Below are 19,768 nucleotides of genomic sequence, written 5' to 3' on the forward strand. Positions count from 1 at the left end.
CCCAGCCCCACCACCGCCAGCCCGGTTGATCTCCCGGCGTTTTAAAAACTATCCGAAACGACTACTGACACACGCACCTAGGGGATTGGTCCCGCCGTGCGCCAGCTCGTCGTGGTTGCCGAAGCCCGAGTACCAAGGGACATTGGCGCCTTCGGCGGCCACCGGCCGGGACGCGTCCGCCAACACCTGGGCGGACGTCGGAAAGCCGTAGCCATCCGTCCAGACCCGTGACGCTGAGTCTCCCTTCGGGGGCACCGGCTGCCAGATGAACTTGGCCAGATTCGCAGGCAGGAGTTTCGAGGACTGCAACCCCTCATACGTGCCCGGAAAGGCGAACGCGGAGGATTTCCGGCCGTTCATCACATCGATGAACGCGTGCACCTCATTGGTGCCGCGATTGTCGCTGGCATCGCCGGTGGAGATGTAGCAGTCGAAGGTGCGCCCCGTTGCCGGGCCCTGGCTCACCGCGTTCAGGCGCCGGATCATCGCGTCCATGACCTGGACGGTCAGGGAGTCCTGCGGCCGGAAGTAGTGCGTCTCCTTCTCCGAGAACGCGGTCGTGCCTCGGAAGAATGTCGACGTGATGTGCGCTGGCGACGTCGGGTCCATGATGTGGGTGTCCGTGATGTGCCCGAACGCGGCCAGTGCTGTCCGCTTTGCCGTGCGGTTGGGGAGCGCGCGCTGCAGGTCCTCGCGAACCACAATCGGCGCCGGCCCGTCCATTGCCAGGCGTCGGTACGGCTTGCCCGGATCCAGCCTGTCGCCGGCCACCAGCCGTGCCTGGAGCGTCGTGAGGCCGGGGCCGGTCTCGGTCGGGGAGTGGTCCCGGAGATGGGCGTGGGCCGCGGCGCCGGTCCCGTGCAGCCGGCCAAGGCCAGCGAAGTCACGCCCAAGGCTCCCAGGAATGCACGACGTGACGGTTCCACAAAAAAGTGGATAGGCGGGATGTGGGGGTGGGGTTCGCGGCGTTCCAGGGGGCTGTCCTTCAGTGGCATGTCAGGTGCGTTTGCCGCCCGTTGGGGCGATTAGCCTGTTGGGGAGGCCAGTGGATCTTGTTGCCGTGCTTGGCGTTCAGCGCAGCAGGTGCCGCACCAATGGGGCGAGGGCGAAGTACAACGACGCCACGGCGACCACAACTACGGCCCACGCCACAGCACCGATGACCAGGCGCTTGCGCTCGTGGGAGCGGTCCGGGTTGCGGGTCACCCCACGGAACGCGTGGGGGCTCGACGTGCGCGGTCGTGCCCGTGGTATGGAGTGGGCCCGGGACATTGTCCTCCAGTTCGGTTGCGGCTGCCCGGGTGGCCGGGCTCTTCGAGCTTACCGGTTCGCCGGGTGGTCCGACGGAACCAGCCCCTGTTGGCCGTCGGCTTGGGCCCGGAACACGCTTCCCACTGGCGTGTTGCCTCCAAACGAGGGCTGAATCCGTCCAGCTCCACGCTCGTGGGGACTGTGGCAGGTTGCGATTCCGGGATATTCTCTGTATCAGATATCCGATGTGAACTATAGTTCTTGCATGGGTTGGACTGTTTCCTTTTCCGAGGAGGTTCGCGAATGGTATGTCGGGTTGTCCCCCTCGGGGAAGGCTGCAGTGCGGCGAGTTGTCACTCGGTTGGAGCAACGAGGCCACATGCTCGGTATGCCACTCTCTCGGTCCTTGGGTAGCGGGCTGTATGAGCTTCGCTTTACCTGCGAGAATGTCGCCCGACGAATTACCTACGTCCTCGACCCTGGCCGACAGGCAGTGACGCTGACGACATTTCGCAAGCAGCGGGAAAATGAACGGGCCGAAGTATTGCGGGCGCGCAGGGCGCAGGCGGCGCATGCCGTGGTGCGGGAGAACGAGAGGAAGGATGGCGAGGAGCGATGAACACATCCACAACCCCGTGGCGGGACATCGAGGCGCGGGCCCTGGCCGGCATGAACGAGGCCGAGCGAGCCGAGTTTGACGCCGCCGAGGCTGAGGAGGAAATGAGGCTCCAGTTGGCCGAGTTGGTCTACCAGGCGCGCACGTCGGCCGGGTTGTCACAGACCGAACTGGCACGACGCGCCGGGACCCGCCAATCGGTCATTTCCAGCATCGAGAACGGCGGCCAGGTACCCACAGTCCCGATGCTCTGGCGTGTGGCACGGGCCTTGGGGCGGGAGCTGCGCATAGAGATCGACGCGGCTTAGGATCCGGCCAGACCGTCCAGCTCCACGCCGGTGAGCACCGTGGCCGGGTGCGGGCCGCGCGCCGTCAACGCCGCCGACCAGCCATCCGGCCAGGTCCGGGTCCCGAGCAGGATGACGTTGCCGGGGTACCGGCGCGTGAACAGGTTCGTTGCGCCGTACGCGGCGACGGCCGGCATCGCCGCGCGCAGCGCCCGCGCCTGGCTGGAGACCAGCGTGAAGCCGGGCTCGTCGCCCACATTGACCGCCAGCACACCGCCCGGCGTCAGCAGCGCGGCCGCCTCCTCGTAGAACTCGCGGCAGGCCAGGTGGGCGGGCGCCTCCGGTCCGCTGAAGATGTCCACAATCACGACGTCGAACCGTGCGTCCGCGGGCAGGTCACCGAGCGCCTCGCGTGCGTCGCCGATGTGCGGCGCCAGGTCGGTGCCGTCCGGCAGCGGCAGGTGCTCGATGACGAAGTCCAGCAACTCGCGCTCCAGCTCCACGGCGTGCTGCACCGAGCCGGGCCGCGTCGCCTGGATGTAGCGCGCCAGGGTCAACGCCCCGGCGCCCAGATGCAGCGCCGTGATGGGGTCACCGGCCGGTTTCACCAGGTCCACGACGTTCGCGATGCGGCGCAGGTATTCGTAGAACACGTCCTCCGGATGGGCCAGGCTAACCTGCGACTGTTCGTGCCCGTCGATGCTGAGCACGTAGGCGTCCTCGTGCCAGGGATCCGGATCGATCGTGGCGTGCACGCCGCCGGTGCGCAGGAACCTGCGCGGGGCGCCCACTACAGGTGCTCCTTCAAGGTGGCCAACTGCCCAGCCGCCCGCTCAAGCAGTTCGACCTTCTTGCAGAACGCGAACCGCAGCAGCGACTTGGTGCGCTCGGCACCCTCGGCGTGGCAGAACACGGGGACCGGGATGGCCGCCACGCCCACCAGCTCTGGCAGCCGGCGGGCCAGGGCCAGCGAATCGGTGAAGCCCAGCGGGGACGTGTCCGCGTTGATGAAGTACGTGCCCTGGGGCGTGTAAACCTCCATGCCGGCGGCGCGCAGGCCGTCGGCCAGGATGTCGCGCTTGCGCTGCAGTGTCGCCGCGGCGTCGGTGAAGAACGCGTCCTCCATGCGCAGCGCATGCGCGATGGCCGTCTGGAAGGGCGTGCCGGAGGAGTAGCTGAGGAACTGCTTGACCGTCCGGGCCGCGGCCACGAGCTCCGCGGGCCCGGACAGCCAGCCGATCTTCCAGCCGGTGAAGGAGAACGTCTTGCCGGCCGAGGAGATGGTCAGCGTGCGTTCCGCGGCGCCGGGCATCGTGGCCACGGGGGTGTGGGCGACGCCGAACGTCAGGTGTTCGTACACCTCGTCGGTGAGGATCAGCGCGTCGTACTTCGTGGCCAGCCGGACAACCTCCCGCAGCACCTCCGGCGGGAAGACGGCGCCGGTCGGGTTGTGCGGGTTGTTCACGATGACCATGCGGGTGCGTTCGCTGAAACTGTGCTCCAGCGTGCCCAGGTCCGGCATGAAGTCCGGCGCCAGCAGCGCGGCGGTGGTGTGCGTGGCGCCGCTGAGGCCGATCATGGCACCGTACGCGTCGTAGAACGGCTCGAACGTCAGCACCTCGTCGCCCGGGCCGGTGAGCGAGAGGATGGCCGCGGCGATGGCCTCCGTGGCGCCCGTGGAGATGATGATCTCCGTCTCCGGGTCCGGCGTCAGGCCGTAGAAGCGTTCCTGGTGCTCGGCCACGGCCCGGCGCAGGTCCAGGATGCCCTTGCCGGGGGCGTACTGGTTGTCGCCGGCCGCGATGGCGTCCCGGGCGATCCGGCTGATCGCGGCGGGCCCGTCCTCGTCGGGGAAGCCCTGGCCCAGGTTGATGGCCCCGTGCCGGGCGGCCAGCGTCGTCATCTCCTCGAAGATGGTCACACCCAGCGAGCCGTCCGGGCCGAGCAGGTTGGCCCCCGCGGCGGTGCGTTGCCATGGCATGGTCATCGTGTGCTCCCTGTCTGGAGAAGGGTCTGGCGGGTCACGCCGACGCGGACCGCCCTGCCTACGTTACCGGCAGCGGGTTGGGCGCCCCGCCATGGTCATTCGTCCGTGCTGGTTCCGAGGAAGCCGCGCAGCAGGGCGGCTGTCCCGTCCAGGTGATCCAGGGCAACCCTGGCGGCGCCGTCGGCATCGCCGCGGAGGATGGCGTCCACAATCTGCTGATGCTGCTCATTGGAGTGCTGAAGGTTGGGCGCGAGCAACGGGATGCGGTCCAGGAGGTCGCTGACACGTGCCCTGGCGGCGGCGACGGCCGACGTCAGGGTGGGGGACCCGCTGAGTTCGGCGATGGCCACGTGGAAGCGCGCATCCTTGGGCCGGTACAGTTCGGCCGGAGCGTTGGATACATCGGCCAGGGTGGCCAGCAGGTGGCTGCGCGCCCCGGCGGTGAGGCTGGCCCGGGCTGCCAATGACGCGGCGGCCGGTTCAACCACCCGGCGGAAAATGAGCACGTCCTCAACCTCGGCCGAGTCCAACGGGCGAAGTTCCCGGGGGTTGGCGGGCCTGTTCCGGGAGACATACGTGCCCCCGTAGCGTCCCCGCCGGACCTCGATGTAGCCGGCCGTCTGCAATTCCGCCAAGGCGTCGCGCAGGGTGGAACGTGAGACGCCCAACAGGTCGGACAGTTCGCGTTCGGGCGGCAGCTTGTCCCCGGAACCGAACATGCCCAGTTTGATGCTCTGGAGAATCCGCCCGATGGTTTCCTCGAAGGCGTTGCCATGGCGCAGGGGCCCGAGCACGGGATACCGGGAATCAAGCATTTGCTGCTTCATGTGTCCATCCTAAACCATCCACTTATAGACCAATGGGGTTGGCCCATAAGCCGTCTCAGCTCAAATTTTTGCGGAGCTATTGACTTCATGTGTGCGCCGGATCACACTTGGTCAAGATCTTAGGGCCTGAAAACAGTCCATTGGATTGTCTTGACTTGGGGACCCACTCGGCGGGCCTGCCGCCGTGAACCATCCACTCTACAGATAGCGAAATCTCATGAGCGAACGTCCCACCGCGGCTGCGACCCAGCAGTCCATTGACGATGCCGATGCGGCGGCCCTGGCCGAGCTCGGCTACAAGCAGGAACTTCACCGCGGCATGTCCGGGTTTTCCAACTTTGCCGTGTCCTTCTCCATCATTTCCATTCTGGCCGGCTGCATCACCTCCTATGCGATTGCGCTGCGTTCCGGCGGTCCGGCCGCCATCAACCTGGGGTGGCCCATCGCCGGCGTTTTCGTGCTGTGCGTGGCACTGGCCATGGCCGAGGTGTGTTCCAGGTACCCCACGGCCGGGGGCCTGTACTTCTGGGCCGGCCGGCTCGCCAAGCGTGACAAGAAGAAGTGGGCCTGGTATGTGGGCTGGTTCAATTTCCTCGGTGAAATTGCCGTCACGGCCGCCATCGACTTCGGCGCCGCCACCACCATGATGGCATTCGCGGCCCTGACGTTCGGCGTCGAGCCGACGGCGGTCGGCACGTTCGCGCTGTTTGTGGTGTTGATGGTCATCCACGCCTTGTTGAACAGCTTTGGCGTGAAGCTGGTGAGCAGACTGTCCAACCTGTCCGCCTGGTGGCACATCGGCGGCGTCGCGATCATCGTGGCCGTCCTGTGGATCCTGCCCACCAGCCACCAGTCATTCAGTTGGACGATGACCGCGTGGCACAACGAGACGGGGTGGAGCTTCGCCCCGTACGTGTTCTTCATGGGCCTGCTGATGGCCCAGTACACCTACACCGGCTACGACGCCTCCGCCCACGTCGCCGAGGAGACCAAGAACGCCGCCGTCGCCGCGCCCAAGGGCATCGTGATGAGCGTGGTGGTGTCCATCATCGGCGGCTGGATCCTGCTGTACACCATCACCTCGGCCATTCCGGACGGCTCGGAGGCCGGTCTGGCAAAGACGCTCGCCTCACCGACCGGGCTGCCGCCGGCGCAGATCTTCCTGGACGCGCTCAACAACCCGACCATGGCCAAGTTCTTGCTGTTCATCGTTTGCGGCGCCCAGTTCTTCTGCGGCATGGCGTCCGTGACGGCCAACTCCAGAATGACGTACGCCTTCTCCCGGGACAACGCGCTGCCCGGGTCCAAGCACTGGGCCAAGGTCAACAAGCGCACCGGCACCCCCACCAACTCGATCTGGCTGTGCGTAGGCGGCGCCATCGTGCTCGCCTCCCCGGCCCTGTTCAACACGACGGCCTACCTCGCGGTGACCTCCGTGGCCGTCATCGGCCTCTACGTCGCCTATGTGACACCGGTGCTGCTGCGCCGGCTCAACAAGGACTTCACCCCGGGCCCGTGGAATCTGGGCAAGTGGAGCCCGCTCATCGGGTGGATCGCGGTCGTCTGGGTTGCCTTCATCTGCGTCCTGTTCGTCCTGCCGCCGGTCTTCCCGATCACCATCGACACGTTCAACTACGCGCCCATCGCCGTCGTCGCCGTCTTTGTCCTGGCCACCGTGCTCTGGTACACCCGCGGCAGGAAGACCTTCATGACCAGCGCCGAGGCCGAGCACCTGACCATGGACGCGGACAAGCTGCTGGACTAGGTCCGGGCCGCCGCGACAAAGAACACGCGACAACGAACACCCGTCAAGCCACCACCCACGCCAAGCAAGTCAGGAACCACGCCATGTCACACACATCCCAGACCACCAAGGGGCTCATCAGTGCCGATGAACTGGCCGGCCTCGTCCATGCCGGCGACATCGACACCGTCATCGTCGCCATCACGGACACCCAGGGCCGGCTGCAGGGCAAACGCTGCGGCGCCCGGTTCTTCCTCGACGAGGTCATGACCCACGGCGCGGAAGGCTGCAACTACCTGATGGCCGTGGACGTGGAGATGAACACGGTGGACGGTTACGCCATGTCCTCCTGGCAGGACGGCTACGGCGACATGGTCATGAAGCCGGACCTTGCCACCCTGCGGGTCCTGCCGTGGGTGCCGGGCTCCGCCCTGGTGCTCTGCGACGTGCTCTGGCTGGACGATTCGCCCGTCGTCGCCTCCCCGCGGCAAATCCTCAAGCGGCAGATCGATCGGCTGGCCGAACTGGGCTACCAGGCGTACGCCGGCACCGAACTGGAATTCATCCTGTTCGAGGACACCTACGAGGACGCATGGCGGAAGAACTACACCAACCTGACACCGTCCACGCTGCACAATGTGGACTACTCGCTGCTGGCCACCACACGCCTGGAGCCCCTGATCAGGGACATCCGCGTCGGCATGGAGGGTGCGGGACTGTACCTGGAGGCGGCCAAGGGCGAATGCAACCTGGGCCAGCAGGAGATCGGGTTCCGCTATGACGAGGCCCTGACCACGTGCGACAACCACGCGATCTACAAGAACGGTGCCAAGGAGATCGCCGCCCAGCACGGCAAGAGCCTGACGTTCATGGCGAAGTTCAATGAGCGGGAGGGCAACTCCTGCCATGTGCACCTGAGCCTGAGGAGGCTCGACGGCGGCCCCGTGCTGGCGGGCGACGGCAAGTACGGCTTCAGCAAGGTGATGGAACACTTTGTGGCCGGCCAGCTGGCGTGCATGAAGGAACTGAGCTACTTCCTGGCCCCGAACATCAACTCGTACAAGCGGTTCGTCGAAGGCAGTTTCGCCCCCACGGCCATTGCCTGGGGGCTGGACAACCGGACGTGCGCGCTGCGCATCGTGGGCCACGGCCCATCGCTGCGGACCGAAAACCGGGCCGGCGGCGGAGACGTGAACCCGTACCTGGCGGTGGCGGCCATCATCGCCTCGGCCATCTACGGGATTGAGAACCAGCTGGAGTTGCCGGACATCACCACCGGCAACGCCTACACCTCGGGCGCGGACCGGTTGCCGACCAGCCTGCGCGACGCCCGCGAACTGCTGGCCGGCAGCACCATTGCCCGCAAGGCGTTGGGCGATGACGTGGTGGACCACTACGTGAACGCCGCGGATGTCGAGTTGCGGGCCTACGGCAGTGCCATCACCGATTGGGAGAGGGTGCGCGGCTTTGAACGGCTCTGACACGTCAAAGATGGGTGCGGGTGCGGCCGGCGCCGCGTACCGCCCCAGGATTGCGCTGACCACCTACTACCAGCAGGCCAGTTGGGGCGTCTGGGACACGACGGCGGTGGTCCTGCCGGGCACGTATGTCCAGGCTGTTGTGGCCGCCGGCGGCAGCCCCGTGCTGCTGCCGCCGGTGGGCACGGACACGTCGGTGCTGGACCTGGTAGACGGGTTGATCGTGGTGGGCGGGGTGGACGTGGATCCGGCCAGCTACAACGCCGAACCGCACGAGAGGACGGCCAGCCAGCCGGAACGCGACGACCACGACCTCGCCCTGACCCGGGCGGCGCTACAGAAGGGGCTGCCCCTGTTTGCGATTTGCCGCGGCGCCCAGATCCTCAACGTGGCCCTGGGCGGGGACCTGATCCAGCACCTGCCCGATGTGCTGCCGGAGGCCGACTACCAGCCCGCGCCGGGGGTCTTCGGCCAGGTCGAGTTCACCACCACCCCGGGCAGCCTCAGCGCCGAACTGCTCGGGCAGCGGGCCATGGCCCCGGTCTACCACCACCAGGCCCTGGACACGCTCGGTGCCGGGCTGTGCGTCACCGCCCGCGCGGCCGACGGAACCATCGAGGCAGTGGAAACCACCGACGGTGGCTGGGCTCTGGGCGTGCAGTTCCACCCCGAACAAAACCCCGACGATTTGCGGCTCTTCGAGGGCTTTGTCGCGGCCGCCCGCAACCACCGAACGCAAGCAGAAACGAGTGCGGGATGAGCGTCTCCTTTGACATCTTGAACCCGGCGACCGAGGAACTGGTCCAGACCATTGACCTGGCCGGCCTGGACCAGACCGACGCCGCGATCGAACGCGCCGCCGCCGCCTTTGAATCCTGGCGGAACGTGGCGCCGGCCGACCGGGCCCTGCTGCTGCGCCGCTTCGCGGCGGCCGTGGACGCCGACCTGGAGAACCTGGCCCGGCTGGAGGTCCTCAACGCCGGACACACCATAGGCAACGCCCGCTGGGAGGCCGGCAACGTCCGGGACGTCCTGAACTACTATTCCGGCGCCCCCGAAAGGCACTTCGGCCGGCAAATCCCGGTGCCCGGCGGCGTCAACCTCACCTTCCATGAACCCCTCGGCGTGGTGGGGGTGATAGTTCCCTGGAACTTCCCCATGCCCATCGCCGCCTGGGGGTTCGCGCCCGCGCTCGCCGCTGGCAACACCGTGGTGCTCAAGCCCGCGGAGCTGACGCCGCTGACCGCCATCCGGCTGGGCGAGCTGGCACTGCAGGCCGGCCTGCCGGAGGGCGTGCTGCAGATCATCCCCGGAAAGGGCTCGCTGGTGGGGGAGCGCTTCGTCACGCACCCGCTGGTGCGCAAGGTCGTGTTCACGGGGTCCACGGGCGTGGGCAAAAGGATCATGGCCGGCTGCGCCGGGCAAATCAAGCCGGTGACGCTGGAACTGGGCGGCAAGAGCGCCAACATCATTTTTGCCGATGCGGACCTGGAACAGGCGGCGGCCGCGGCTCCCGGCGGCGTGTTCGACAATTCCGGCCAGGACTGCTGCGCCCGGTCCAGGATCCTGGTGCAGAAATCCGTGTACGAGAAATTCCTGGGCCTGTTGGAGCCTGCCATCCATGCCGTCACGGTGGGGGATCCGGCCGACGAGGACACCGTGATGGGACCGCTGATTTCGGCCAAGCAGCTTGAGACCGTTTCCTCGTTTGTGCCGGCCGGCGCCCCTGTCCTGTTCCAGGGGACGGCGCCGCAGGGCCGCGGATTCTGGTTCCCGCCCACGGTGCTGGCGCCTGTCGACTTTGATGCACCCGCCTACCGGGAGGAGATCTTCGGGCCCGTCGTCGTCGTCGTTCCCTTTGAGGATGAGGCGGACGCGGTCCGCATGGCCAACGACTCCGTGTACGGGCTCTCCGGATCCATCTGGACCCAGAACGCGGGCAAGGCACTGCGCGTGGCCCGCGGCGTGGAGGCCGGCAACCTGTCCGTGAATTCCCATTCCTCGGTCCGCTACGCCACCCCGTTCGGCGGTTTCAAGCAGTCCGGGCTCGGCCGCGAGCTCGGGCCGGACGCGCTGGACGCGTTCACGGAGACGAAGAACGTCTTCATCGCCACCTAGCACCCGTTTCCACACTTACCACCAAGACCCCAACCTCCAAGGAGAGAACCCCATGACCGACATCATTTCCAACCGGCTCAAGGACCGCACCGCCGTCATCACCGGGGCGGCCAGCGGAATAGGCCTGGCGACCGCCAAGAGATTCGCCGCCGAAGGCGCCAACGTGGTGGTGGCGGACGTTGACCCGGCCACCGGCAAGGCCGCAGCGGACGCCGTCGGCGGTATTTTCGTCCCCGTCGACGTGACCGATGAGGATCAGGTCATCGACCTCTTCGCCGCGGCGAAGGCGCACTATGGCAGCGTTGACATCGCGTTCAACAACGCCGGCATCTCCCCGCCGGAGGACGGGTCCATCCTTCAGACGGGCATCGACGCGTGGCGCAAGGTGCAGGAGGTGAACCTGACCAGCGTGTACTACTGCTGCAAGTACGCCATCCCCTACATGCAGGAACAGGGGAAGGGGTCCATCATCAACACGGCGTCCTTTGTGGCGGTGATGGGGGCCGCGACGTCGCAGATCTCCTACAGCGCCTCCAAGGGCGGGGTCCTGGCCATGAGCCGGGAACTGGGCGTGGAATTTGCCCGCCAGGGGATCCGCATCAACGCCCTGTGCCCCGGCCCGGTCAACACGCCGCTACTCAAGGAGTTGTTCGCCAAGGATCCCGAGAAGGCGGCGCGACGCCTGGTCCACATCCCGTTGGGACGCTTTGCCGAGCCCGAGGAACTGGCCGCCGCCGTGGCGTTCCTGGCCAGCGACGACTCCTCGTTCATCACGGCGTCCACATTCCTGGTGGACGGCGGCATCTCGGGGGCGTACGTGACGCCGGCCTGAGCCTGGATCCACCGATCCGCGGCTGGTCCCGAATTTGATCCCGGGACCGGCCGCGGCTTCGTTGGAGGCCGGATATTCCGGGCTGCCAGAAAAGGGCCCGTCGCCGGCGGCCTCAGGCCACGTCCGCGCGGCAACCAGGTGCCGGGCCCGCGGCAGGCGCATACCGCCGTCGTGCGTCCGTCACAATCCCGGGCTACCCGCCGGTAGCCTTGGGTTACCGAGGGGTAACGGGACCTTTCGCGGAAACACGCGGCAAAACTGCAAGGAGGAGCGGCCATTGTCGGATACATTCGGCCCATGCGCAGAGCGGTATGCCCCGGATCCTTCGACCCCATCCACAACGGTCACCTGGAGGTGATCGCGCGCGCGTCGGGCCTGTTCGACGAGGTCATCGTGGCGGTGTCGACGAACTACGCGAAAAAGTACCGTTTCACGCTGGCCGAGCGGCTGGACATGGCCCGAACCACGCTCTCGGCGCTGTCCGGCATCATCGTGGAGCCGATGGGCGACGGGCTGCTGTCCGACTTCTGCCACGAACGCGGCGCATCGGCCATCGTGAAGGGCCTGCGGTCCTCGTCCGACTTCGACTACGAGCTGCCCATGGCGACCATGAACCGGCAGCTCAGCGGCGTCGAGACCGTGTTCCTGCCGGGGGAGTCGCGCTACCTGCACCTGTCCTCCACCCTCATCAAGGAAGTGGCGAACCTGGGCGGGGACGTGAACGACTACGTGCCGCGGGCCGTGTTCCGCCGGCTGCGCGGCGGCCCTGACACGCACCCGACGCCGGTGGTGCCGAGGAAGTAGGGCCGGCACGCCAGGCGTCCTGTTCGTTGGCGCCAACAGCGGCTGGAAGTCCCCGATGGCCGGACAAGCCCCCAAGACAGGATAATGGGAGCATGGATATTGAACTGCGCACCATCCCCGGCTGCCCCCACGGGGCGTCCGCCGGGAAGTTGTTCGCCCAGGCACTCGCGCTTGAGGGCATTGACCCGGCCGCGATGACCATCCGGGAAATCGCCACGGATGACGAGGCCGCGGACCTGGACTTCCACGGCTCCCCGACGTTCACCATCGACGGGACGGACCTGTTCCCTGCCGACGCCGAACTGGCCGTCACCTGCCGGGTGTACCCCACGCCGGGCGGCCTCGCCGGCCTGCCCACCCTCGAGTCCCTGAGCGACGGGCTGCGCGCGGCGGCCCGGGCCGCTGGAACGACGTGAGCGGACCACGACGGCCATGGACGCACCCGTCGAGGACATCGTTGCCGGTTACGGGCGCGCCTGCCACGAGCTGGACGCATACCTGCAACACGCCACGCCCGCGCAACTGGGGGCGCCCAGCGCCGGCACCCGGTGGACCAACGAGGAACTGCTGTTCCACATGGTCTTCGGCTACATGGTCGTCCGGGTGCTGCTGCCGCTGGTCCGGATCGTCGGCCGGCTCCCACGCTCCTGGGCGCGGGGCTTCGCCCACGCCCTGAACGCCACCACCCCGGCCTTCGACGTGGTGAACTACTGGGGCTCCGTGGCTGCCGCCAAGGTCTACAACCGGCGCCGGATGCTCCGCAAGATGGAGACGACCACCCAGGCCCTGGCCGGCCGCCTGGGCCGCGAGAGCGCCGCATCACTGGATCGCGGCATGGACTTTCCCACCCGCTGGGACCCGTTCTTCACGCCCGCCATGTCCCTGGCCGACGTGTACGCCTACCCCACGCTCCACTTCGACTTCCATGCCCGCCAGCTCACGCTCGTGGCACCAGGCGACCCACAGGCGCCGGGATCCGCGGCCTGAACGGCCGGCGGAAGGCCAGCGCCCGGGCACCCGGCGTCGTACTTGCCCTGCACAACCCCGGCGACACGTGAGTTCACCCACAGGGCCGTGTCGCGGCGTCGACTGCGGCCGGGCCGCTGCCGTAGACTGGGCAAGGCCGTTTAGGTCCCGCCCCGCCTGTTTTGATGCCGGTGACGGTTGTGGGCTAAGATGGCACGTCGGTCATATGTTCTACAGGAGTTCTCATTAGCGCAACCACGTTGGGCGATCGGTCCAACCATGGCTCGCCCTTGCTCGTCAGTGTCAAGGAGCTTGGGCGCAGCCCGGGCAGCATGCGGACTTTTCACGAACATGTGCCGGTACCAACGGATTTTGGCACGCCGCTCATTGGCGTCAAACCCGAATCCGACTTGGACCTTGACTTGAGGTTCGAGGCCGTACACGAAGGAATCCTGGTCTCGGGCACCGTCTTCGCCGAAGTGGCGGGCGAGTGCTCCCGATGCCTGGATCCCCTTGCGTATGACCTGGACGTCGATGTGCAAGAACTCTTCCTCTACGAGCAGCCGTCCGGCGGCGAGGCTGTGGAGGACGAAGAACAGCAACGTTGGGTCGAGCACGATTCGATCGATCTTGAACCGGTGTTGCGGGACGCAGTGGTAACCGCCCTGCCGTTCCAGCCGGTGTGCCGGGAAGACTGCCAGGGATTGTGTTCCGAATGCGGAATCCACCTGGCGGATGAGCCGGGGCACCACCACGAGATCCTGGATCCACGGTGGGCGGCCCTGCAGGGCTTAACCGGCGAAGAAAACTAGCGTACATGCATGCGCCCGGGTGACCGGGCCATCGAGAGAAAAGAGTTTGACGTGGCTGTTCCCAAGCGGAAGATGTCCCGTGCCAATACCCGCGCGCGCCGTTCCCAGTGGAAGGCCACCGCGCCTACCCTGGTCAAGACCATCGAAAACGGCCAGGTTGTCTACAGCCTGCCGCACCAGGCCAAGGTTGTCCGCGACTCCGCCGGCACCGCACTGTTCCTGGAGTACAAGGGCCGCAAGGTCGCCGACGTCTGAGCCCGGCTACCCACTGGCATGAATAATTCTGCAGGATCGCCCGCGCCCGGGGATGAACCCCTGGACGACGGGCACCGCCTGCTGCTGAAGCGTCTCGGCGTCGACATCGACGCCGGGACGCTTCGTCTTGCCCTCACACACCGCTCGTACGCGTACGAGCACGGTGGCATCCCCACGAACGAGCGCCTCGAGTTCCTCGGCGACTCCATCCTGGGCTACTCCGTCACCGAGGCGCTGTACCGGGACAACCCGGACCTGCCCGAGGGGGAGCTGGCCAAGCGCCGCTCCGCCGTCGTGAGCACCCGCGCGCTGGCCGTGATCGGCCGGGGCCTGGGCATCGGCGAGTTCATCTACCTGGGCCAGGGCGAACAGCTCACCAAGGGCCGCAACAAGTCCTCCATCCTGGCCGACACCATGGAGGCCCTCATCGGCGCCACCTACCTGGCCAACGGCATCGAGGTGGCGCGTGCGCTGGTCATGCGCCTGGTCGGCCCGCTGCTCGCCGACGCGGACATGCTCGGCGCGGGCACCGACTGGAAGACCAACATCCAGGAAGTCTCCGCCGCCCGGCGCCTCGGCACGATCGTCTACGACGTCACCGGCACCGGCCCCGACCACGACCGTTCCTTCGAGGCCCGCCTGGTCATCGGCGGCACGCACTACGGCACCGGCACCGGCCCGTCGAAGAAGGAAGCGGAGCGGGCCGCCGCCGCCGAGGGGTGGCTTGCGCTGTCCCGATCCGGAACGGACGACGGCGCACCCTCCCCGGGTGCCGGCGGTGCCTGAGCTTCCCGAAGTGGAGGTGGTGCGGCGCGGCCTGGCGAAATGGGTCACCGGCCGGACCATCGAGGGCGTTGCGGTTGTTGACCCCCGGTCCGTCCGGCGGCACCTGTTGGGTCCGGAGGACTTCCGCGGGAACCTCCTGGGCGCCACCGTGCTGGACGTGGTGCGGCGCGGGAAGTTCCTGTGGATGCCGCTTTCCTCCGGCCCGGTGTCCGGTCCGCCGCACACCGCGCTGGTGGCGCACCTGGGCATGAGCGGCCAGCTGCTGGTCGAGTCCTCCGACCAGCCGCATGAGAAGCACCTCAAGGTCCGGTTCACCCTGTCCGGCCACTCGTCCTTGCCCGCCGAGTTGCGATTCGTCGACCAGCGCATCTTCGGCGGATTGTTCGTCACCTCGCTGGTCCCCACCTCCGATGGCCGGCCGGGCGGAATGTCCGCCGCCGCGGGGTGGCCGCTGATCCCGGCGGAGGCGTCACACATTGGCCGCGACCCGCTCGATCCCGCGTTTTCGCCGGACTTGTTCCACCGGTCGCTGCGCGCCCGGAAGTCCGGGCTGAAACGGGCCCTGCTCGACCAGGGGCTCGTCTCCGGGATCGGCAACATCTACGCGGACGAGGCTCTCTGGGTGGCCCGCCTGCACTTCGCCCGGCCCACCGACACGATGCGCCGGCCGGACACGGAACGCATCGTCGCCGCCGCCCGCGACGTGATGGGCCGGGCCTTGGACGCCGGCGGCACGAGCTTCGACTCCCTGTACGTGAACGTCAACGGGGCGTCCGGCTACTTTGCCCGATCCCTGAACGCGTACGGGCGCGAGGGCGAGCCTTGCCCGCGCTGCGCCTCCGTGGGTTTGGCGACCCGCATCCGGCGCGACTCCTTCATGAACCGGTCCTCGTACAGCTGCCCCGTCTGCCAGCCGAAGCCGCGCAACGCCCGCTGGTAGGCCTGTTCCGGGCGCCCCGATGCCACATCGTTGTCTTGGAGTTGGCCCCACCGCTGCCTTGCAGGGGTATCGTTGACCGAAAGTGCCGCGCGGCCGCGCCGCACGGGCCATCCGTTCGGAATGCATGACGTGGATTCCGCCAACCGGGCATGGAGTAGGGGGATCAATGAAGCCTCGTCGCTTGGTGATCGTGGGACTGGTCCTCGCCGCGCTCATCGCCGGTGTGGCCGTGGTGCTGAACCTGCTGCCACCGTCCCCGGCAACGGAACAAGCGGCGAGCGGGCGAACAGGCACCCCAGGAGCCGTGTCCTCTCCCGCCCGGCAGTCCGGCAGCGCAACCGCGCCCGCCGGCGCAACGGGAGGGCCGGCGTCGTCCGTCCCGAAATCCACGGCCCCCACCAACCCGAAGGCGCCCGCCGCCACGCCGGATCCCGGCAAGCCGCTGGAGGTCCGGACACCGGCTCCGTCGGGGGCGCCGACCCTGCCGGCATCGCGTACCGACGGGCCCCTGATTTCCCTGCCGCTGCCCGCGACGGCCAGCGCCACCGGCAAACTCGTCGCAGGGTACCCGGGCAAGGTGCTCCCACCGGTACCGTCATCAGCCATCACCAACAGCTCGGTGAGCGCCCAGCAATCCACCCTGCAGGCCACCCTCGTCGCCACCACGTCCACCGAACCATTGGCCGTGCTGGCCTTCTACCAGTCGGAATTGGCCCAGCTGGGACTCAGCGCCTCGGACGCCCCGGCGGTGCCGGGATCGACGGCCCGGTGGTTCACCCGCGGCGATGACAAGGTCACCGTGACCGTCACACCGGTCAAGGGAGGCGGATCCAGCTACATCGTCTACGGCGTCCTGCACGCCGGGAAGTAGGACTGCCGCCCATGTACCTCTCCTTTTCCGATCGCCGCGGCGGCACTGCCGACGAGACGGTCCGGTCAGGCACGCCGTTCCGGCTGTCACCCGTCATCGTCTCGCTCGGCATCGTGAGCATGTTCACGGACATTTCCTCCGAGTCCGTGGCCGCCGTCCTGCCCCTGTACATCACCGGGGCGCTGGGGCTGTCCATGGTCGCCTACGGCTTTCTCGACGGCATCTACCAGGGCGTCAGCGCCGTCGTGCGCATCGGTGCGGGGTGGGCGGCCGACACCTCCGACCGGCACAAGTCGGTGGCCGTGCTCGGCTACGGGCTCTCGATGGTGACCCGGGCCGGGCTCCTGGTCGCCACCGGCTTCGGCGCCATCACGGCCATCATCGCCACCGACCGGATCGGCAAGGGCATTCGCACGGCGCCGCGGGACGCCATGATCACCGGCGCGGCCCAGCCCGAACACCTGGCCCGGTCCTTCGGCGTGCACCGGATGCTCGACACCGTGGGCGCCACGGTGGGGCCGCTGCTCGCGTTCCTGGTGCTGTTGATCATCCCCAACGGCTACCACACCGTGTTCGTCGTGTCGCTGGCCTGCGGCGTGATCGGGTTTGCCGTGCTGGGCATCATGGTGCCGGGCCGGAAACACCGCACGACGGCGGCGGCCGGCGGTGCGCGGGAGGCTCCCGGGACGTTGGCGTCAACGGGGCGGCGCGCCCCGTTCGCCTGGCGTGACCTGAACAACCCCAGGCTGCGCCGCCTGCTGGTTGTCGCCGCCATCTTCGGGCTGCTGACCGTGGGGGACGGGTTCATTTACCTGGTTCTTCAAAGCCGGGCGCAGTTTGCCACCCAGTGGTTTCCGCTGTTGTACGTGGGCACCAACATCGCGTATCTGGCGCTGGCCATCCCGTTGGGCCGGCTCGCCGACCGGTGGGGGCGCACCCGCGTGTTCATCGCCGGCCACTGCGCCCTGCTCGCCGCCTACGTGTGCGCCGCGCTGCCCACTACCGGCGCGGCGGCCACACTGACGTGCCTGCTGCTGCTCGGCGTGTTCTACGCGGCCACGGACGGCGTGCTGGCGGCCCTGGCCGGCCAGTTCTCCACCGCGGCGAGCCGGGCCAGCGGCATCGCGGCGGCCCAGACGGTGGTCGCCGTCGCCCGGCTCGTCGCCTCGACCGGCTTCGGGCTGTTGTGGTTCACCCTGGGCCGCGGCAACGCCATCCTGCTGGTCGCCGTGGCCCTGGCGGTCGCCATCCCCGCCGCCAGTGTCATAGTGCGCGGCATGCGGACCGCGGTGAACGCCGCATGAGCGCGCGGGCGCGCTGGACGTGGCTCATCGCCATCACCGTGGTGGCACTGGCCGCGGCCACCGGCTATGGGGTGTGGTCCTTCATCGGCTACCAGCAGCGCCAGTCCGCGCCGGCCGCCGTGGCCCTGGACACCGCCGGCACCGGCCTGTCGGGGCCGCACGTCGTCTTCCGCAACACCGCCGCCGGCGCCGGGTACGGGCATGTGGCCGAGGTGCCGGTCGCGGATCCCGGGGGGCCCCGGACCGTCACCGACGCCGTCTGCGACCGGGTCTACTCGGCCGGCGGCACCCAGGCCTGCCTGCGCACCAACGCCGGCATCGTCACGACCTTCGAGGCGGCCGTGTACGATTCGCAATGGCGGCAGGAGAAGTCCTGGCCGCTGCCCGGCATCCCCAGCCGTACCCGGGTCTCCACGGACGGGAAGCTCGTCGCCTCCACGGCGTTCGTCACCGGCCACGCCTATGCGCCGACGAGTTTCTCCACGGCCACCGTCATCAGCAAGGTCGCCGGCGGGGACTACGGGAACCTTGAGGACTTCACTCTGATCGTGGACGGCCACAGGCTCGCGCCCGCGGACAGGAACTTCTGGGGCGTCACGTTCGGCAACGACGACAACACGTTCTACGCCACCGCCGCCGCCGGCACCCGCACCTGGCTGGTGAAGGGGGACCTGCGGGCCCGCACGCTCACCTCCGTGCACGAGACCGCCGAATGCCCGTCACTGTCCCCGGACGGCAGGCGGATCGCCTACAAGAAGAACGTCACGCCCGGGCCGGTGCCGCACTGGAACATCGCCGTGCTGGACTTGGCCACCAACAAGGAAACCGTGCTGGCCGAAACCCGCAGCGTCGACGACCAGGTCGAATGGCTGAACGATTCGACCCTGCTGTACGGGCTGCCGCGCGAAGGCGCCGTCGGTGACGACGACGTCTGGTCGATCGGCACCCGGGCCGGGGACGCGCCGTCGTTGTTCATTGCACATGCGTGGTCCCCGTCGGTGGTCCGGTGACTCAGCCTGCGGGCTTGAACACGACGTCCACGAAATAGTTGGTCGAGTTCCACGACGAGGTGGGCATCACGCCGCCGCTGCCGTAGACGTACACGCCGTTGGCGCCGGCCGGGGCCATCAGCGGGCCCCGGGTGAACGCGGTGCCGAAGAACGCCGGGGTGGAGGCGTAGCCGCCGTTGGGGGCGTAGTAGGAGACGACGTACGTGGTGTTGGCGCTGATGGCCAGCGGGGTGGCCAGCGTGGCGGACTCCCAGCCGGTGGGTGTCTCGTTCGCGAACGTGACCGTGGCCAGCCGGGTGCCCGCCGAGCTCCAGATGGATCCCGTGTGGGTGCCCGTGTTCGCCGCCCCCTTGTAGAAGCGGATGCCGGTGATGGTGCCGGCCTGCGAACTGCTGAACGACAAGCCCAGCTCGATGCCCGCCGTGTCGCCGGAGTTCGACGGGGTCTGCGGCACCAGGGCGCCGAACAGCGAGTAGCTGGCCGGGTTGGCCGAGGTGTCCGCGGTGGCGAACGTCCACGACGTGTCGGCCAGGGTGGCCCCCTGGGTCGACCTCAGGCCCGTCAGCGTCACCGTGACCTGCGCGTTGTTGGGCAACGGCTGTGTGGGCGTCACCGTGAGCGTCTTGCCGTCCGTGGACAGCGCCGCCGTGGCTGCCAGCGTCGTGGAGCCACTCGCGACCGTATAGCCGTAGCCCGAGGCCAGGGCGGCGGAGAAGGTCGCCGAAATGGCCGTGCCGGCGGGCTCATCGATGGCGCCCGGGACGGGGGACTGCGAGGCAATGGTCAGCGGCGGCGGCGTGGGTTGGAAGATGACGTCGACGAGGTAGCTGGCGGAGGAGGTGTTTTTGGGGAAGGTGGCGTTGTAGGCGTACGCGCCGGT

The 19,768-nt window shown here is 68.1% G+C and carries 23 protein-coding genes; 17 read left to right on the forward strand and 6 right to left on the reverse strand.

Going from position 1 to position 19,768, the window contains the following annotated elements:
* Positions 1 to 48 precede the first annotated feature (48 nt).
* Both EJC77_RS18755 and EJC77_RS21405 read right to left on the reverse strand, forming a co-directional pair.
* Entirely contained in the window at positions 49 to 771 is a 723-nt protein-coding gene (locus EJC77_RS18755; protein ID WP_125616338.1) for a metallophosphoesterase family protein, read from the reverse strand.
* A 300-nt stretch (positions 772 to 1,071) separates the two neighbouring features.
* Positions 1,072 to 1,206, reverse strand: a complete 135-nt coding sequence (locus tag EJC77_RS21405; protein ID WP_276309093.1) for a hypothetical protein — start codon at positions 1,204 to 1,206, stop codon at positions 1,072 to 1,074.
* A 310-nt stretch (positions 1,207 to 1,516) separates the two neighbouring features.
* On the opposite strand from EJC77_RS21405, the gene EJC77_RS18760 reads away from it, so the two are divergent.
* Together EJC77_RS18760 and EJC77_RS18765 are read left to right on the forward strand one after the other, a co-directional pair.
* Complete coding sequence (locus EJC77_RS18760; RefSeq protein ID WP_125616341.1) at positions 1,517 to 1,870, forward strand: type II toxin-antitoxin system RelE/ParE family toxin; 354 nt, start codon at positions 1,517 to 1,519, stop codon at positions 1,868 to 1,870.
* On the forward strand, positions 1,867 to 2,175 hold the full coding sequence (locus tag EJC77_RS18765) for a helix-turn-helix transcriptional regulator (protein ID WP_125616344.1): 309 nt from the start codon (positions 1,867 to 1,869) through the stop codon (positions 2,173 to 2,175). Before EJC77_RS18760 ends, EJC77_RS18765 begins: the two co-directional genes overlap by 4 nt.
* Here EJC77_RS18765 and EJC77_RS18770 read toward each other — a convergent pair.
* The 3 genes from EJC77_RS18770 to EJC77_RS18780 form a co-directional block, all read right to left on the reverse strand.
* Positions 2,172 to 2,945, reverse strand: coding sequence for a spermidine synthase (locus EJC77_RS18770; protein WP_125616347.1), 774 nt, complete (start codon positions 2,943 to 2,945; stop codon positions 2,172 to 2,174). The two genes, EJC77_RS18765 and EJC77_RS18770, sit on opposite strands and share 4 nt — an antisense overlap.
* Entirely contained in the window at positions 2,945 to 4,141 is a 1,197-nt protein-coding gene (locus tag EJC77_RS18775; protein WP_125616350.1) for an aminotransferase class I/II-fold pyridoxal phosphate-dependent enzyme, read from the reverse strand. Before EJC77_RS18775 ends, EJC77_RS18770 begins: the two co-directional genes overlap by 1 nt.
* Positions 4,142 to 4,236: 95 nt before the next feature.
* The gene (locus EJC77_RS18780; protein WP_240630368.1) at positions 4,237 to 4,968 is read right to left on the reverse strand and encodes a FadR/GntR family transcriptional regulator; all 732 of its coding nucleotides are present in this window, start codon (positions 4,966 to 4,968) and stop codon (positions 4,237 to 4,239) included.
* Positions 4,969 to 5,185: 217 nt separating this feature from the next.
* On the opposite strand from EJC77_RS18780, the gene EJC77_RS18785 reads away from it, so the two are divergent.
* From EJC77_RS18785 to EJC77_RS18855, 15 genes are all read left to right on the forward strand, one after another.
* Positions 5,186 to 6,733, forward strand: a complete 1,548-nt coding sequence (locus tag EJC77_RS18785) for an amino acid permease (RefSeq protein ID WP_125616353.1) — start codon at positions 5,186 to 5,188, stop codon at positions 6,731 to 6,733.
* An 83-nt stretch (positions 6,734 to 6,816) separates the two neighbouring features.
* The gene (locus EJC77_RS18790; RefSeq protein ID WP_125616356.1) at positions 6,817 to 8,193 is read left to right on the forward strand and encodes a glutamine synthetase family protein; all 1,377 of its coding nucleotides are present in this window, start codon (positions 6,817 to 6,819) and stop codon (positions 8,191 to 8,193) included.
* A 10-nt stretch (positions 8,194 to 8,203) separates the two neighbouring features.
* Positions 8,204 to 8,950: a gamma-glutamyl-gamma-aminobutyrate hydrolase family protein gene (locus tag EJC77_RS18795; protein ID WP_125616396.1), complete on the forward strand. Its 747-nt coding sequence runs from the start codon at positions 8,204 to 8,206 to the stop codon at positions 8,948 to 8,950.
* Complete coding sequence (locus EJC77_RS18800; protein ID WP_125616359.1) at positions 8,947 to 10,308, forward strand: aldehyde dehydrogenase family protein; 1,362 nt, start codon at positions 8,947 to 8,949, stop codon at positions 10,306 to 10,308. The genes EJC77_RS18795 and EJC77_RS18800 overlap by 4 nt, the downstream gene beginning before the upstream one ends.
* 52 nt (positions 10,309 to 10,360) lie before the next feature.
* A complete protein-coding gene (locus tag EJC77_RS18805) occupies positions 10,361 to 11,140 on the forward strand; it encodes a 3-oxoacyl-ACP reductase (RefSeq protein ID WP_240630369.1) in 780 nt (259 codons plus the stop codon).
* Between the two features lie 297 nt (positions 11,141 to 11,437).
* Positions 11,438 to 11,944, forward strand: a complete 507-nt coding sequence (gene coaD, locus EJC77_RS18810) for a pantetheine-phosphate adenylyltransferase (protein ID WP_125616362.1) — start codon at positions 11,438 to 11,440, stop codon at positions 11,942 to 11,944.
* A gap of 92 nt (positions 11,945 to 12,036) precedes the next feature.
* Positions 12,037 to 12,360, forward strand: coding sequence for a hypothetical protein (locus EJC77_RS18815; protein ID WP_125616365.1), 324 nt, complete (start codon positions 12,037 to 12,039; stop codon positions 12,358 to 12,360).
* Between the two features lie 16 nt (positions 12,361 to 12,376).
* The gene (locus EJC77_RS18820) at positions 12,377 to 12,931 is read left to right on the forward strand and encodes a DinB family protein (protein ID WP_125616368.1); all 555 of its coding nucleotides are present in this window, start codon (positions 12,377 to 12,379) and stop codon (positions 12,929 to 12,931) included.
* Positions 12,932 to 13,242: 311 nt separating this feature from the next.
* Complete coding sequence (locus EJC77_RS18825) at positions 13,243 to 13,722, forward strand: YceD family protein (protein WP_420820338.1); 480 nt, start codon at positions 13,243 to 13,245, stop codon at positions 13,720 to 13,722.
* 51 nt (positions 13,723 to 13,773) lie between these two features.
* A complete protein-coding gene (gene rpmF / locus EJC77_RS18830) occupies positions 13,774 to 13,977 on the forward strand; it encodes a 50S ribosomal protein L32 (protein ID WP_125616374.1) in 204 nt (67 codons plus the stop codon).
* An 18-nt stretch (positions 13,978 to 13,995) separates the two neighbouring features.
* Complete coding sequence (rnc, locus tag EJC77_RS18835) at positions 13,996 to 14,763, forward strand: ribonuclease III (RefSeq protein ID WP_125616377.1); 768 nt, start codon at positions 13,996 to 13,998, stop codon at positions 14,761 to 14,763.
* Positions 14,756 to 15,703 (forward strand): bifunctional DNA-formamidopyrimidine glycosylase/DNA-(apurinic or apyrimidinic site) lyase, encoded by a 948-nt coding sequence (gene mutM / locus EJC77_RS18840; protein WP_125616380.1) that lies wholly within the window; start codon positions 14,756 to 14,758, stop codon positions 15,701 to 15,703. Before rnc ends, mutM begins: the two co-directional genes overlap by 8 nt.
* A 166-nt stretch (positions 15,704 to 15,869) precedes the next feature.
* The gene (locus tag EJC77_RS18845; RefSeq protein WP_125616383.1) at positions 15,870 to 16,574 is read left to right on the forward strand and encodes a hypothetical protein; all 705 of its coding nucleotides are present in this window, start codon (positions 15,870 to 15,872) and stop codon (positions 16,572 to 16,574) included.
* Between the two features lie 11 nt (positions 16,575 to 16,585).
* On the forward strand, positions 16,586 to 17,878 hold the full coding sequence (locus EJC77_RS18850) for an MFS transporter (protein ID WP_125616386.1): 1,293 nt from the start codon (positions 16,586 to 16,588) through the stop codon (positions 17,876 to 17,878).
* Entirely contained in the window at positions 17,875 to 18,888 is a 1,014-nt protein-coding gene (locus EJC77_RS18855) for a hypothetical protein (protein ID WP_125616388.1), read from the forward strand. The genes EJC77_RS18850 and EJC77_RS18855 overlap by 4 nt, the downstream gene beginning before the upstream one ends.
* A 1-nt stretch (position 18,889) precedes the next feature.
* Here EJC77_RS18855 and EJC77_RS18860 read toward each other — a convergent pair.
* Positions 18,890 to 19,768: DUF4082 domain-containing protein (locus tag EJC77_RS18860; RefSeq protein WP_125616391.1), on the reverse strand; the 879-nt coding region annotated here is incomplete at its 5' end.

The sequence above is a fragment of the Specibacter cremeus genome (assembly GCF_003946885.1).
Taxonomy (GTDB): domain Bacteria; phylum Actinomycetota; class Actinomycetes; order Actinomycetales; family Micrococcaceae; genus Specibacter; species Specibacter cremeus.

Coding starts and splice junctions, on each gene's coding strand:
- EJC77_RS18760 (WP_125616341.1), top strand. CDS start 1,517: ATGGGTTGGACTGTTTCCTTTTCCGAGGAGGTTCGCGAATGGTATGTC.
- EJC77_RS18765 (WP_125616344.1), top strand. CDS start 1,867: ATGAACACATCCACAACCCCGTGGCGGGACATCGAGGCGCGGGCCCTG.
- EJC77_RS18775 (WP_125616350.1), bottom strand. CDS start 4,141: ATGACCATGCCATGGCAACGCACCGCCGCGGGGGCCAACCTGCTCGGC.
- EJC77_RS18780 (WP_240630368.1), bottom strand. CDS start 4,968: ATGAAGCAGCAAATGCTTGATTCCCGGTATCCCGTGCTCGGGCCCCTG.
- EJC77_RS18785 (WP_125616353.1), top strand. CDS start 5,186: ATGAGCGAACGTCCCACCGCGGCTGCGACCCAGCAGTCCATTGACGAT.
- EJC77_RS18790 (WP_125616356.1), top strand. CDS start 6,817: ATGTCACACACATCCCAGACCACCAAGGGGCTCATCAGTGCCGATGAA.
- EJC77_RS18795 (WP_125616396.1), top strand. CDS start 8,204: ATGGGTGCGGGTGCGGCCGGCGCCGCGTACCGCCCCAGGATTGCGCTG.
- EJC77_RS18800 (WP_125616359.1), top strand. CDS start 8,947: ATGAGCGTCTCCTTTGACATCTTGAACCCGGCGACCGAGGAACTGGTC.
- EJC77_RS18805 (WP_240630369.1), top strand. CDS start 10,361: ATGACCGACATCATTTCCAACCGGCTCAAGGACCGCACCGCCGTCATC.
- coaD (WP_125616362.1), top strand. CDS start 11,438: ATGCGCAGAGCGGTATGCCCCGGATCCTTCGACCCCATCCACAACGGT.
- EJC77_RS18815 (WP_125616365.1), top strand. CDS start 12,037: ATGGATATTGAACTGCGCACCATCCCCGGCTGCCCCCACGGGGCGTCC.
- EJC77_RS18820 (WP_125616368.1), top strand. CDS start 12,377: ATGGACGCACCCGTCGAGGACATCGTTGCCGGTTACGGGCGCGCCTGC.
- EJC77_RS18825 (WP_420820338.1), top strand. CDS start 13,243: ATGCGGACTTTTCACGAACATGTGCCGGTACCAACGGATTTTGGCACG.
- rnc (WP_125616377.1), top strand. CDS start 13,996: ATGAATAATTCTGCAGGATCGCCCGCGCCCGGGGATGAACCCCTGGAC.
- EJC77_RS18845 (WP_125616383.1), top strand. CDS start 15,870: ATGAAGCCTCGTCGCTTGGTGATCGTGGGACTGGTCCTCGCCGCGCTC.
- EJC77_RS18850 (WP_125616386.1), top strand. CDS start 16,586: ATGTACCTCTCCTTTTCCGATCGCCGCGGCGGCACTGCCGACGAGACG.
- EJC77_RS18855 (WP_125616388.1), top strand. CDS start 17,875: ATGAGCGCGCGGGCGCGCTGGACGTGGCTCATCGCCATCACCGTGGTG.